This is a genomic window from Cellulosimicrobium cellulans (genome assembly GCF_042723955.1).
GTDB classification, from domain to species: domain Bacteria; phylum Actinomycetota; class Actinomycetes; order Actinomycetales; family Cellulomonadaceae; genus Cellulosimicrobium; species Cellulosimicrobium cellulans_H.
Genome location: NZ_JBHXIC010000057.1, coordinates 11,573 through 24,915 on the forward strand (window position 1 = coordinate 11,573; position 13,343 = coordinate 24,915).

General features: G+C 74.7%; 10 protein-coding genes. 6 read left to right on the top strand and 4 right to left on the bottom strand.

Annotated elements, in window-relative coordinates:
• Positions 1–125 precede the first annotated feature (125 nt).
• Positions 126–392: a mycoredoxin gene (locus ACFWH7_RS14815; RefSeq protein ID WP_205205332.1), complete on the bottom strand. Its 267-nt coding sequence runs from the start codon at positions 390–392 to the stop codon at positions 126–128.
• Between the two features lie 176 nt (positions 393–568).
• On the opposite strand from ACFWH7_RS14815, the gene ACFWH7_RS14820 reads away from it, so the two are divergent.
• Both ACFWH7_RS14820 and ACFWH7_RS14825 read left to right on the top strand, forming a co-directional pair.
• Positions 569–2,623, top strand: coding sequence for an ATP-dependent helicase (locus ACFWH7_RS14820; RefSeq protein WP_378217295.1), 2,055 nt, complete (start codon positions 569–571; stop codon positions 2,621–2,623).
• 503 nt (positions 2,624–3,126) lie between these two features.
• Positions 3,127–3,564, top strand: a complete 438-nt coding sequence (locus tag ACFWH7_RS14825; protein ID WP_082918948.1) for a WhiB family transcriptional regulator — start codon at positions 3,127–3,129, stop codon at positions 3,562–3,564.
• Here the strand turns inward: ACFWH7_RS14825 and ACFWH7_RS14830 are convergent.
• Complete coding sequence (locus ACFWH7_RS14830; protein ID WP_378217298.1) at positions 3,538–4,659, bottom strand: ThiF family adenylyltransferase; 1,122 nt, start codon at positions 4,657–4,659, stop codon at positions 3,538–3,540. The two genes, ACFWH7_RS14825 and ACFWH7_RS14830, sit on opposite strands and share 27 nt — an antisense overlap.
• A gap of 229 nt (positions 4,660–4,888) precedes the next feature.
• Here ACFWH7_RS14830 and ACFWH7_RS14835 point away from each other — a divergent pair, with 229 nt between their 5' ends.
• The gene (locus ACFWH7_RS14835) at positions 4,889–5,479 is read left to right on the top strand and encodes a YgjP-like metallopeptidase domain-containing protein (RefSeq protein WP_170227347.1); all 591 of its coding nucleotides are present in this window, start codon (positions 4,889–4,891) and stop codon (positions 5,477–5,479) included.
• Between the two features lie 19 nt (positions 5,480–5,498).
• Here ACFWH7_RS14835 and ACFWH7_RS14840 read toward each other — a convergent pair whose 3' ends face one another.
• Positions 5,499–7,031, bottom strand: a complete 1,533-nt coding sequence (locus ACFWH7_RS14840; RefSeq protein WP_378217300.1) for a zinc-dependent metalloprotease — start codon at positions 7,029–7,031, stop codon at positions 5,499–5,501.
• A 156-nt stretch (positions 7,032–7,187) separates the two neighbouring features.
• Here ACFWH7_RS14840 and ACFWH7_RS14845 point away from each other — a divergent pair, with 156 nt between their 5' ends.
• Entirely contained in the window at positions 7,188–8,195 is a 1,008-nt protein-coding gene (locus tag ACFWH7_RS14845; RefSeq protein WP_378217302.1) for an NAD-dependent epimerase/dehydratase family protein, read from the top strand.
• A gap of 80 nt (positions 8,196–8,275) precedes the next feature.
• A complete protein-coding gene (locus ACFWH7_RS14850) occupies positions 8,276–9,382 on the top strand; it encodes a YlbL family protein (protein WP_378217304.1) in 1,107 nt (368 codons plus the stop codon).
• 15 nt (positions 9,383–9,397) lie between these two features.
• Here the strand turns inward: ACFWH7_RS14850 and ACFWH7_RS14855 are convergent, their stop codons facing one another.
• The gene (locus tag ACFWH7_RS14855; RefSeq protein WP_378217306.1) at positions 9,398–9,994 is read right to left on the bottom strand and encodes a PPA1309 family protein; all 597 of its coding nucleotides are present in this window, start codon (positions 9,992–9,994) and stop codon (positions 9,398–9,400) included.
• A 157-nt stretch (positions 9,995–10,151) separates the two neighbouring features.
• Between ACFWH7_RS14855 and ACFWH7_RS14860 the strand changes: the two genes are divergently transcribed.
• Positions 10,152–13,211, top strand: a complete 3,060-nt coding sequence (locus tag ACFWH7_RS14860) for a UPF0182 family membrane protein (protein ID WP_378217308.1) — start codon at positions 10,152–10,154, stop codon at positions 13,209–13,211.
• Positions 13,212–13,343: the final 132 nt, after the last annotated feature.

Consider the following 13,343-nt stretch of genomic DNA (forward strand, 5'->3'; position numbering starts at 1 on the left):
CGCCGGAGCAGGCGCGGTGCGGCCCCCCCCGCCCGCCCCCCTCCCCCCCCAGGTCGGGAGGCCAGCACGCGGCCCGGCTCGCGACCCCCCCCCCGGGCCCATCTCCTGCCCACCGCCGGGTGGGGTCAGGCGGCGAGGCGCTGCTTGACCTCGGCGAGCGACGGGTTGGTCGCGGCGGAGCCGTCGGGGAAGACGACGGTCGGCACGGTCCGGTTGCCGTCGTTGACCGACTCCACGAACTCCGCGGTCCCCGGGGTCTCCTCGATGTTCACCTCGGTGTAGCCGATGCCCTCGGAGTCGAGCTGCGTCTTGAGGCGGCGGCAGTACCCGCACCAGGTCGTCGAGTACATGACGATCGAGCCGGCGTCGGGAAGTGTCGGGGCGGTGCTCATCGAGGGCTCTCCAGGTGCTGGGTCCGGGCGGCGCGTGCCGCGGTCGATCGGTCGTGACGGTAACACCGGCGGCCCGCGCCCTGTTCCCGCCGTCGGCCCGCCCGGGGCCCGACAAGCGTCCGGCGTCCGAGCGGGCGGCTCCCGCGTGTCACCGGCGCCTGCGAGAATCGCGGGTGATGTCCACGCCACCGGTCTCACGTCCGCCGTCCCTCCGCACCGCCGACGAGATCCTCGACGCGCTCGACCCCGACCAGCGCGACGTCGCCGTCGCGCTGCGCGGCCCGGTGTGCGTGCTCGCCGGCGCCGGGACGGGCAAGACGCGCGCCATCACGCACCGGATCGCCTACGGCGTCCGCACCGGCGTGTACGCCCCCACGAGCGTGCTGGCCGTGACGTTCACGGCGCGGGCAGCGGGCGAGATGCGCACGCGCCTGCGCGAGCTCGGCGCGACGGGCGTCCAGGCGCGCACGTTCCACGCCGCGGCGCTGCGACAGCTCGGCTACTTCTGGCCCAAGGTCGTCGGCGGGGCACCGCCGCGCATCCTCGAGCACAAGGCCCCGGTGATCGCCGAGTCCGCGCGCCGCCTCGGGGTCGGCGTCGACCGCGTCGCGGTGCGCGACCTGTCGTCCGAGGTCGAGTGGGCCAAGGTCTCGCTCGTCACCGCCGACGACTACGTCCGGGCGTGCGAGGCGATCGACCGCGAGCCCCCCGCGGGCTACGACCACCAGACGGTCGCGCGCCTCATCACGGCGTACGAGGACGTGAAGACCGAGCGGTCGGGCATCGACTTCGAGGACGTGCTCCTCATGCTGGGTGACATGCTCTCGACGCAGGGCGGGGTCGCGGACCAGGTGCGGCGCCAGTACCGCCACTTCGTCGTCGACGAGTACCAGGACGTCTCCCCGCTCCAGCAGTTCGTCCTCGACCAGTGGCTCGGGGGACGCGACGAGCTGTGCGTCGTCGGGGACCCGTCGCAGACGATCTACTCGTTCACGGGCGCGACGCCGCACCACCTCCTCACGTTCTCGCGCACGCACCCGGGCGCCCAGGTCATCCGGCTCGTGCGCGACTACCGCTCGACGCCGCAGGTCGTGAACCTCGCGAACCAGCTCCTCGCGCGCGCCGGGCGCGCGGGCGGTGCGCACCAGGCGCTCGAGCTCGTCGCCCAGCGGCCCGCCGGCCCACCGGTCGCGTTCACCGCGTACGACGACGACGAGGCGGAGGCCGCCGGCATCGCCCAGCGGATCGCGCGGCTCCTCGCGGCGGGGACGCGCGCGAGCGAGATCGCGGTCCTGTACCGGACCAACGCGCAGTCGGAGGCGTTCGAGTCGGCGCTCGCGGACGCGGGCATCGGCTACCTCGTCCGGGGCGGCGAGCGCTTCTTCCAGCGCAAGGAGGTGCGCGACGCGATCGTGCTCCTGCGCGGCGCGGCCCGGTCCGCGGACCCGGACGTCGCGATGCCGGAGACGGTGCGCGACGTCCTCGCCGCCGCCGGGTGGGCCCCCGAGCCGCCCGCCGCGCGCGGTGCGGCGCGTGAGCGGTGGGAGTCCACGCAGGCGCTCGTCGCGCTCGCCGACGACGTCGCGGCGCTCGCGCAGGCGGCCGAGGGGCCGGCCCCGACGGTCGCGACGTTCGTGGCCGAGCTCGACGAGCGCGCTGCCGCGCAGCACGCCCCGACCGTGGAGGGCGTGACGCTCGCGTCGCTGCACGCGGCCAAGGGCCTCGAGTGGGACGCCGTGTTCCTCGCGGGCATGAGCGAGGGCCTCATGCCGATCTCGCTCGCGGAGACGGACGAGGCCGTCGCGGAGGAGCGGCGGCTCCTGTACGTGGGCATCACCCGCGCTCGCGAGCACCTCGAGCTGTCGTTCGCGCGGTCGCGCAACCCGGGTGGTCGAGCGACCCGGCGCCGGACGCGCTTCCTCGACGGGCTGTGGCCCGACGAGCCGGGCGCCCACGGGACGCGTCGTCCGCGCGCCGGGCAGGCGAAGGTGCGGCTGACGGGGGAGTACGACCGCGAGCTGTTCGAGAACCTGCGCGAGTGGCGGCGCCAGGTCGCGCAGGAGACCGACAAGCCCGCGTTCACGGTGGTCGTCGACACGACGCTCGCGGCGATCGCGGAGACACGGCCCACCAGCACGGCCGCGCTGGCCCGCATCAACGGGCTCGGACCCGCGAAGATCGAGCGGTACGGCGCGACGATCCTGGACATCGTGGGCCGAGCGGAGCGGTGACGGGGAGACGTTCCTGGGCTCCGAGGAGGGCTCGAGAAACTCGTCGAAGAAATTCCCGTAAATAAGTTGTGCGTCTCGCGACGCGCGGCATATGGTCGACGAGTCCTGATGGAGAGGGGCGCGCCGGGAGGCGGGCCTCGAACGGAGAGAGGGGGTGGGAAAGCTGATGAAGAACCAGATCGTTATGGCGAACCTGCTGGATAACGCGTCCGTCTACACGGGCACGCCAGGAGGACTCCGTCCGCGTGCAACCGCGCACCGCGGCGGCATCTTCGTCGCCCGCCCCGCTCCCGACTCCGCCTCCAGGACACCTCTGGTCTGACCGACCAGAACCTTCCAGGCCGCGGAGTCCGTCTCGGACCCGTGGCCTTCGTGTTCTCCAGAGCACGTCCGCCGATGAGGATCACCGGTCTCTCCCGTCTCTCCCATGACGGGGACCGCTGTCCTCGGGGTCCTGTGACGACGACGTTCACACCCACGACAGGACATCACTGGAGGACATCGTGCGGCTCACCGCGCTGCTCGACAACATCACTGCCCAGGGCGGATCCGGCCCCTGGGTCCCCCACCAACCGCTGGCCACGCCCCTCGGCGAGAAGGACTCCGCGGAGTTCGACCGTCTCCTCGCGGGTCTGCTGCCCTGCCGCACCAACGACCCGGAGCTCTGGTTCGCCGAGCGGTCCGCCGAGGTCGAGGAGGCCAAGGCCCTGTGCCGCACGTGCCCCCTCGTCGAGGGCTGCCTCGCCGGCGCGATCGAGCGTCGCGAGCCCTGGGGCGTCTGGGGCGGCGAGGTCTTCGTGGACGGCGTCGTCGTCGCGCGCAAGCGCGGCCGCGGCCGTCCGAGCAAGGCCGAGGTGCTTGCCCGCGAGGCCGAGCGCCAGGCGCAGGAGGCCGGGCGCGTCGAGGCCGGGGCGTCAGTCGGCGCCTCGACGGCGGCCTGACATGGTGAGCGGCGCCCCGTCCGGGGGCGTGCGCGCCAGCTCGTCGCACCCGCACCGCGGGTGGCGACCCGTCTCGCGCAGCCGCGGCACCGCATCGGGAGCAGGAATCTCGATGCGGGCCGTGGCTGCGCGGGGCACCAGCCCGTCCAGGGCTGCCAGGACCTGACCGAGCGCGACCGCGGACGCCGATGCCGCGAGCGACGACTCCTCGACCGCGCGCACGCTCCGGTCGCGCAGCTGCCGCGCGAGCTGCGGCCAGCACGGGTCCGCGTCCGCGTGGTGCAGGTCCACGCACGTCAGGCACGGGTCGAGGCCCGGCCGGACGAACGGTCCGACGACGACGTCGGCCTCGCGCACCACGACCGACAGGTGCGCCACCCCCTCTCCCACGATCCTCCCGACCCGTTCCGGGTCCGCCGCGCCGTGCTCGACCACGACCACGACGTCCGGCAGCAGGCCCGGTGGCCGCGCCGCCGCGGCGACGTCGGCCGAGGGGCGCGCGTCCGCGCCCGAGGTGACGACGACGCCGGGGGCTACCTCCTCGACGAGCCGCCGGACCGCGGCGTCGCGGGGAGCCCCGACGTCGCGCAGCCGGTACGCGCCCACCCCGACGTCCGTGGCGAGGACCGTGCCACGGTCCTCCAGGACGAGCGTGCCCACGCCGGCCGTCGCGAGGTGCACGGCGAGCGCGGCCCCGACCCGCCCCAGCCCGACGACGGCGACGGTCGCCCGGGCGCGGGCTGCGAGCACGCGGTGCCCGGCGCCGTCGGGCCGCAGCGCCGAGAGCACGCCCGCGTCCGCCTCGCCGTGGCCCGGGGCGGGCGAGACCGGACGTCGTCGGCGGGCGGGGACGAGCAGGTGCGCCTCCTCGAGGAGCCGGACGAGCGCGGCCCGGCGACCGGGCGACGGCGTCCCGGTCTCGACTCCCTCGCCGCGCCGGGCCGACGGCGCGGTGAGCGCGCGCAGCCACTCCTCCTCATCGGGCTCGAGCCCGGTGAGCCGGACCGACCAGCGTGGGTCGGTGCCGACCTGCACCTCCCCCGGGGCGCGCCGGAGAAGCGGGGCCTCGGGTCGCAGCACGCGTCGTCGCTGCACGTGTCCTCCGCGGGTCGTGGGGCGGGCGGCACGGTCGGCCGCCCGCGACGAGCGTGGCACGGCGGCGCCCTCCGACCCGAGTTGTCCACAGGCAGACCTCGACGACGCTTCAGGGGCGGTTCCTTGACCGGGAGCACAGCTCCCCGCGACGTCCGCTCGACCGGGCGGCGCGGAAATCCCCACCACGCGGCGTGGGGCCCTGCCTTTTCGTGGCCAGAACCACTACGGTCTGAGCGTGGTCCGGGAGACGATCGTGGAGGTTCGGCGCAGCCGCCGACGCAAGAGCACGGTGAGCGCCTACCGCGACGGCGAGCGCACCATCGTCGCGATCCCGGCGCGCTTCACCCGCGCCCAGGAGCGCGAGTGGGTCCAGCGCATGCTCGACCGCCTGGCCGACTCCGAGCGGCGGAGACGCCCCTCCGACGACGAGCTCGAGCGTCGCGCCGTCGAGCTGTCCGAGAAGTACCTCGGCGGCCGCGCGCACCCCACGAGCGTGCGCTGGTCCGGGAACCAGGACCGGCGGTGGGGGTCGTGCACCCTCATCGACGGGACGATCCGCATCTCGACCCGGGTGCGGGGGATGCCTCCCTGGGTGCTCGACTACGTGCTGCTCCACGAGCTCGCCCACCTGCTCCACGCCGGCCACGGCCCGGGGTTCTGGAAGCTGCTCGAGCCGTACCCGCGGACGGACCGGGCGCGCGGCTTCCTGGAGGGCGTCTCGTTCGCGCGCGACGCGGACCTCGAACCCGACGGCGACGAGCCCGGAGCCTCCGGGGAGGACGCCGGGCTCGCGGCCGACGCGACGTCGGAAGGTCCCTGAGCGGCAGGACGCCCCGGGCTCAGCGCGCGCTGCCGCCCGCGTCCGTCGGCCCGTCGTCGGTCGCGTCGTCCGTCGTCCCGGTCGGGGGCTCCGCGCCGCCCGCACCCTCGGCGGCACGGAAGATCTCCTCGAGCGCGCGGTCGACGTCGGCCTCCTCGATGCGGGTCACGGCCCGTCGGCTCTCGTAGCCGGCGGGGTCGTCGAGGTCCGTCGCGTCCGGCAGGAGGTCGGGGTGGTCCCAGACGCCGTCGCGCGCGCTCGACCCGGACTGCGCGGCGATGAGCGCCCACAGCGCCGCCGCGTCGCGCGAGCGCCGGGGGCGCAGCTCCAGGCCGACCAGGGTGGCGAAGGTGTGCTCGGCAGGGCCGCCCGCCGCACGACGGCGGCGCAGCATCTCGCGCAGCGGAACCGCGTGGGGCAGGTGGGGGAGGGCGGCGGTGGCCGTCACCTCGTCCACCCACCCCTCGACGAGCGCGAGCGTGGTCTCGAGCCGCAGGAGCGTGGCCTGCTGCTCGGGAGTGTTCTGGAGCCCGAAGACGCCGCCGGACAGGGCGCGCTGGAGGGCGTCCGTGTCGGTGAGGTCGACGTCGGAGAGCTGCGACTCGAGCGCCGACAGGTCGATGGTGATGCCGCGCGCGTACGCGTCGACGAGGCCGCGCAGGTGGCCGCGCAGCCACGCCACGTGCGTGAAGAGGCGTGCGTGGGCCGCCTCGCGGAGCGCCAGGAACAGGCGCACCTCGTCGGCGGGGGCGTCCAGACCCTCGGCGAAGGCCTCGACGTTCGTGGGCAGGAGGACGGTCCCGGGCTGGTCGAGCAGGGGCAGCCCCACGTCGGTGGCACCGAAGACCTCGCGCGACAGCGTGCCCGCCGCCTGGCCCACCTGCATGCCGAAGACGGCCGAGCCGAGGCGCCGCATGAGCGCCGCGGGGTCGCCCGGCAGCCCGAGCGCGCCCGCCGGGAGCCCGGGCACCTGGCCCGGGAGCGTGAACCCGACCCCGGGCAGCGCCGACGGGTCGTCGCCGAGGCCCTCCGGGAGCTGGTCGCGCAGGACCGTCGCGAGCGCGTCGGCGACGGACGCCGCGACGGGCGCGACGAGCTCGTTCCACGCCGGGAGGGTGTGCTCGACCCACTCGGACCGGCTCCAGGCCTGGGCGCGCCCGCCCGACGGCGGGAGGTCGGTGACGGCGTCGAGCCACAGCTCGGCGACGGAGAGCGCCTCGGTCACGGCCCGCTGCTGCGCCGTCGTGACGGAGGGATCGCCCTCGGCGACGGCGACCTGGCGCGCGACGTCGTGCGAGACGTCCGTGTTCACCGGGCCGTCGCTCGGCGTCGACAGCAGCCGCTGGACCTGCGCGAGGACGTGCTGGAAGAGCTGGGGGTCAGCCGCGCCCCCGGCGGCGAGCGCCTGGGGGTCGAGGCCGCGGGCGCGGAGCTCGCGCAGCGCCTCGTCCGCGTCGGGTCCGAGCATCGAGCGGAGCAGCTCCTCGAACCGCGGGTCGAAGGGGGTGTCGTCGTCCGGTCCGGGCGTGCGGTCGGGGGGAAGGCTGCTCATGGCGACTCCTCACGGTAGCGTCGGTGATCACCGTAACCACGATCGACCGCCGAGAACGGGGGCTGGGCCATGTCCGAGGGCCGGGTTCGCTCACGGCGCAGCGACGCGGTCCCCGCCGGGGGACAGCCCCCGGGCGAACCGGGGGAGGACCCTGCGGTGCGGCCCGTCACGCCTCCGCGCGACCCCGTCGTGGTCGTCGGGGTCGGTCAGGTCGCGGACGCGGTCCGCCGGGGCCTGGGCGCGGCCGAGGCGTCGCCCGTGGACGCCGAGGGGTGGCCCGACGGCGCGCGCCGGCTCGTCGTGGTCGCTCCGGCGGGGGAGTTCGGGGCGCCGCGTGCGAAGACCGACGCCGAGCAGCGCGCCCGGCTCGCGCTCCTCGGGCGGCGCGCGGGCGAGGCCGCGGTCGCCGCGGGGATCGAGCACGTCGTCGCGGTGACCTCTGCCGCCGTGCACGGGGCGACGCCGGGCCGCGCGGTGATCGAGGACGACGACCCGGTCGCCGTCGACGACGGACCCGGCTTCGCGGGAGACGTGGCCGCGTTCGAGGACGCGCTGCGCGAGGCGCTCCACGGGACGCCGCTCGGGCTCGTGCGGCCGGCGGTGGTCGTCGGGCCCGGGATCGACACGCTCCTCACGCGGCACTTCGAGGCCCCGCGCCTGCTCACGGTCCGCGGCGGGGAGCGGACGTGGCACCTCGTGCACGTCGAGGACGTCGTCGCGGCGGTCCGTGTCGCGCTCGACGGCGGCCTCGTCGGCGGGCTGACGGCCGGTCCGCTGCGCGAGGGGCTCCCCGACGCGCTCGACTCCGAGACGGTGGCCGCGGCGGCCGGCCTGCGCACGGTCCAGCTCCCGTCGGCGACCGCGTTCGGCGCGGCCGAGCGGCTGCACCGGGTCGGGGTGCTGCCGTCTCCGGCGAGCGACCTGGCGTTCGTCGTGCACCCGTGGTCGGTCTCGGCCGGGCGCCTGCACGACGCCGGGTGGTCGCCGACGTGGTCGGGCGCCGCGGCGCTGGAGGTGCTGCTCGCGGAGGTGCGCGGCCGGGTGGGCGTCGCGGGGCTGCGGTTCGGCGGTCGTGACGCCGCGGCCCTCGGTGCCGCGGGAGCGGCCGTGGCGGTGCTCGGGACCGCGGCCGTGTGGCGGCAGGCTCGGTCTCGACGCCCGTGACCGCCGGCCGACGCCGCCAGGTCGGGGAGCGCGGGCGCGGTCGGCAGGGAGATCCCAGCATCCTCGGGGATGATGTCCCGGTGAGCGACGCCCCCTCCTTCGACGCCCTCCTCGCCGAGGACGAGCACGACCCGCCGCCCGTGACCCGCCGGTCCCTCACCTTCGGGATCTCCCTGCTCGCGACGACGCTGCTCGTCGCGGGCCTCGCGATCCTGCCCGCGCCGTACGCGGTGCGGTCGCCGGGGCCGACGGAGGACACGCTCGGCGAGCAGGGCGGCACGCCGCTGATCTCCATCACGGGCGCCGAGACCTTCGACTCGACGGGCGAGCTGCGCCTGACCACCGTCTCCGTCGCGGGCGGCCCGGGCTACCCCGTGAACCTCGCCCAGGTCGTCCAGGGCTGGTTCGACCGCTCGCGCAGCGTGCGACCCGTCGAGGAGGTGTTCCCGACCGGCCGCACCAAGAAGGAGACGGAGCAGCAGGGCCAGGCCGAGATGATCTCCTCGCAGGAGAACGCCACGGTCGCGGCGCTCACCGAGCTCGGGTACGAGGTGCCGGCCACGCTCACGGTCGAGGCCGCGGTCCCGGACAGCGGGTCGGACGGTGTCGTCGAGCCGGGGGACGTCATCGTCGCGCTCGACGGCGCACCGGTCCCGACGTACCAGGACCTCATCGACGGGCTCGAGGCGGTCGACCCGGGCGCCGACGTGACGCTGGGCGTCCTCCGGGACGGCGCGGAGACCGACCTCACGGTGACGACGACGGACGGCGGCGACACCGCGCTGCTCGGCGTGTTCATCGACCCGACGTTCGACTTCCCGGTCGACGTGTCGATCCAGATCGAGGACATCGGCGGCCCGAGCGCGGGGACGATGTTCGCCCTCGGCATCGTCGACCAGCTCACGCCCGAGGACGAGGCGAACGGCGTCGTCATCGCGGGGACGGGCACCATGAGCGTCGAGGGCGACGTGGGCCCGATCGGCGGCATCCAGCAGAAGCTGTACGGCGCCCTGCGCGACGGCGCGACGTGGTTCCTCACGCCGCAGGCCAACTGCCCGGAGGTCGTGGGCAACGTGCCCGACGGCCTGCACGTCGCCGCGGTCTCGACGCTGGCCGACGCCCGCGCGGCCATGGAGGCGATCGGCGCGGGCGAGGGCGACTCGCTCGCCACGTGCGAGGCGCGCTGACCACGGCCGCTCGCGTCAGTCCTCGAGCGTCGCTCGCAGCGCGGTGACGAGTCCGGGGACGAGGTCGGGGCCGCCCGCGACGTCGGTGGCCGTGTCGTGCGCGCGCGACCGGACGGCGCACCAGGTGGGCCCGTCGCGCAGCACGCCGACGGCGAGGCGTACGTCCTGCCGGTCGGGGTGCGACGTCAGGTAGTCGAGCGCCGCGTCCGGGTCGTCGGGCACGCCCTCCTCGGCGGCCGGGGGCAGGACGATCCGCTCGACCACGAGCGCGGCGCCGTCGACCGTCGCGGGCCAGGCGACGCGCGCGAGCCCGTCCTCGAGGTCGCCGTCGGCGGCGAAGCCCTCCTGCTCGATCGAGAGGAGGTGGTGGGGGTCCGCGGTGGCCGCCGCGACGACGTCGGGCGGCAGCCGGTCCGCGAGCGTCGGGTCGGCGGCGAGCGCCCCGGCCGTCGCGACGAGCGCGAAGAGCCGCGGCGGGGCGTCCCAGCCGGCTTCCGCGGCGTGCGCCTCGATCTCGTGGACGGCGAGCGCGAGCGCGTGCTGCGGCGTCGGGCCGCCGGGCGCGACCGGGTCGGGGGCCGGGGAGGGGGCGGTGTCGTCAGGCTGGGGCATGCCCCCATGGTCCCCCATCGCGCGCCGACCGGCGGTGGACGGGCGGTGACCCGGTCGCGACGTCCCCCACGAGGCCGCGGACCGTGGGAACCTTGGGGGAGGACCGGGCGTTGACCCCGGTGCACGCCCGAGCCACGACCGAAGAGGTATACCCACCGTGTCATTCGCCGCAGCGCCCCGCCGGCCGTCCTCCGGGGGGCGGCCCGCCCGGCGCCGGAGCCCGATCGGGATCGCGATCGCCGTCGTCGGCGCCCTCGTGGTCCTCCTGCTCCTGCTCGCCCAGTTCTGGACCGAGGTGCTGTGGTTCCGGCAGCTCGACTTCGCGAACGTCCTGTGGACGCAGTGGGGCGCGCGCATCGCCCTGTTCGTCGCCGGGTTCCTCGTGATGGGCGGCCTCGTCTTCCTGTCGTTCTCGCTCGCGTACCGGTCACGGCCGATCTACGCGCCGTCGACGCCCGAGCAGGCGACGCTCGACCAGTACCGCGAGGCGATCGAGCCGCTGCGCAAGGTCGTCATGATCGTCGCGCCCGCCCTCGTCGGCTTCTTCGCCGGAGCGGCCGCGGCGTCGCAGTGGCAGACCGTCCTGCTGGCGATGAACTCGGTGCCGTTCGGCACGACGGACCCGCAGTGGGGCATCGACCTGTCGTTCTACGTCTTCACGCTGCCCGCGCTGCGGTTCGTCGTGAGCTTCCTCATGGCGGTCGTCATCATCGCGGGCATCGCCGCGGTCGCGACGCACTACCTGTACGGCGGGCTGCGCATCGGCGGCGGCTCCGACGCGGGCCCGCGCACCACGACAGCGGCGCGCGTCCAGCTCTCGGTGATCGCCGCGCTCCTCCTGATCCTCATCGGGGCCAACTACTGGCTCGACCGGTACTCGATCCTCACCTCGGGCGGCGCGAAGTTCGACGGCGCCTCGTACGCGGACGTGCACGCGGTCATCCCCTCGAAGGCGATCCTCACGCTCGTCGCCCTCTTCGTCGCGGCGCTCTTCGTCGTGACGGCGGTGCGCGGCAACTGGCGGCTGCCGGCGATCGGCGTCGGCCTGATGGTCGTGTCGGCGATCGCGATCGGCGGCATCTACCCGAGCGTCGTCCAGCGCTTCCAGGTCACGCCGAACGCGCAGGACTTCGAGGAGGAGTACATCCAGCGCAACATCGACGCGACGAAGGCCGCGTACGGGATCGACGACGTGCAGACGGAGCAGTACAACGCGAAGACGGAGGCGGAGGCCGGCGCGCTGCGCGAGGACGCCGACACCACGGCGTCGATCCGCCTGCTCGACCCGGAGATCGTCAGCCCGTCGTTCAGCCAGCTGCAGCAGAACAAGCAGTACTACCAGTTCTCGCCGTCGCTGTCGGTCGACCGGTACACGATCGACGAGGAGAGCCGCGACACCGTCATCGCGGTCCGCGAGCTCAACCAGGACGGCCTGGGCGCCGACCAGCGCAACTGGGTCAACGACCACACGGTCTACACGCACGGCTTCGGCGTCGTGGCCGCGTACGGCAACCAGATCGGGCCCGACGGGCGCCCCGCGTTCTACGAGGGCTCGATCCCGTCGACGGGCGCGTTCACGGACGCGGGCGGCTACGAGCCGCGCATCTACTTCTCGCCCGAGGCGCCGCAGTACTCGATCGTCGGTTCGCCCGAGGGGCGCGACCCGTGGGAGCTCGACTACCCCGTCGACGACGAGGGTGGTCAGGTGAACAACACGTTCCCGACGCAGGAGATCGAGGGTGGCCCGAGCGTCGGGTCCTTCATGAACAAGGTGCTGTACGCGCTGAAGTTCGGCTCCGAGCAGATCCTCTTCTCCGACCGCGTCACGGAGGAGTCGCAGATCCTCTACGACCGCAGCCCGCGCGACCGCGTGGCGAAGGTCGCCCCGTACCTCACGCTCGACGGGCGTGTGTACCCGGCGGTCGTGGACGGTCGCGTGAAGTGGATCGTGGACGGCTACACGACGTCGAACGCGTACCCGTACTCGACGTCGGAGTCGCTCGAGGACTCGACGCGCGACTCGCTCGTCGCGGCGAACTCCGTCGAGGCGCTCGCCCCGCAGCAGGTGAACTACATCCGCAACTCGGTCAAGGCGACCGTCGACGCGTACGACGGCTCGGTCGACCTGTACGCGTGGGACGCCGAGGACCCGGTGCTCCAGGCGTGGTCCCAGGTGTTCCCGACGTCGCTCCAGCCGATCTCCGAGATCTCGGGCGACCTCATGAGCCACCTGCGCTACCCCGAGGACCTGTTCAAGGTGCAGCGCACGCTGCTCGCGAGCTACCACGTGGACGACGCGAACGAGTTCTTCTCGGGCCAGGACTTCTGGCGCAGCCCGGAGGACCCGACGGCGAGCGGGCAGGTCAAGCCGCTGCAGCCGCCGTACTACCTCACGCTGCAGATGCCGAGCCAGGAGGCGCCGACGTTCTCGCTCATGTCGACGTACATCCCGGGCGGTGGCTCGGACCGCAACATCCTCACGGGGTTCCTCGCCGTCGACGCGGAGCCGGGCAACGAGGCGGGCGTGCGGTCGGACGACTACGGCACGCTGCGGCTCCTCGAGCTGCCGCGCAACGCGACGGTCCCCGGACCGGGTCAGGTGCAGAACAACTTCAACACCGACCCGACCGCCGCCGACGGCCTCCTCGCGCTGCGCCGCGGTGACTCGACGGTCATCAACGGCAACCTCCTCACGCTCCCGGTGGGCGGCGGCCTGCTGTACGTCCAGCCGGTCTACGTGCAGTCGACGGAGGGCACGCGGTTCCCGCTGCTGCGCAAGGTGCTCGTGTCCTTCGGTGACGAGATCGGCTTCGCCGACACGCTCGACGAGGCGCTGGACCAGGTGTTCGGCGGCGACTCGGGCGCGAACGCGGGCGACGCCGACGGCGGGGTCGAGACCGAGGTCCCGGACCAGCCGGCCGACGGCGAGACGACCGACCCGGGCACGACCGACCCCGGGACGACGGACCCCGGCACGGAGCCGCCGGCCACCGAGGAGCCGGCGCCGCCGGCCGACGGCGGCACGGTGGACGGCGGCGCCCGCGCCGAGCTCGACCAGGCGCTGCGCCAGGCGCAGCAGGCGATCGAGGACGGCCAGGCGGCGCTCGCCGAGGGTGACTTCGCCGCCTACGGCGAGGCGCAGGACCGGCTCCAGCAGGCGCTCGAGGCGGCGCTGGCGGCCGAGCAGTCGCTCGACACGGAGTCGTCGGCAGGCTGACGGCAGCAGCCGGACGACGCTCACCACGGACGGGGGGGGGGGGCGGCGGGCGCCCCCCCCCCCCCCCGCCCCGGGGGGGGGGTGGGTTGTTTTGTGGCGGGGGGGGGGGTGCGAGACCGGAGCAAAAAAAAC

Bases quoted from the DNA above. Each gene is read 5' to 3' on its own strand.
- ACFWH7_RS14840 (WP_378217300.1), bottom strand. From the start codon at position 7,031: ATGAGCAGCCTTCCCCCCGACCGCACGCCCGGACCGGACGACGACACC.
- ACFWH7_RS14815 (WP_205205332.1), bottom strand. From the start codon at position 392: ATGAGCACCGCCCCGACACTTCCCGACGCCGGCTCGATCGTCATGTAC.
- ACFWH7_RS14820 (WP_378217295.1), top strand. From the start codon at position 569: ATGTCCACGCCACCGGTCTCACGTCCGCCGTCCCTCCGCACCGCCGAC.
- ACFWH7_RS14855 (WP_378217306.1), bottom strand. From the start codon at position 9,994: ATGCCCCAGCCTGACGACACCGCCCCCTCCCCGGCCCCCGACCCGGTC.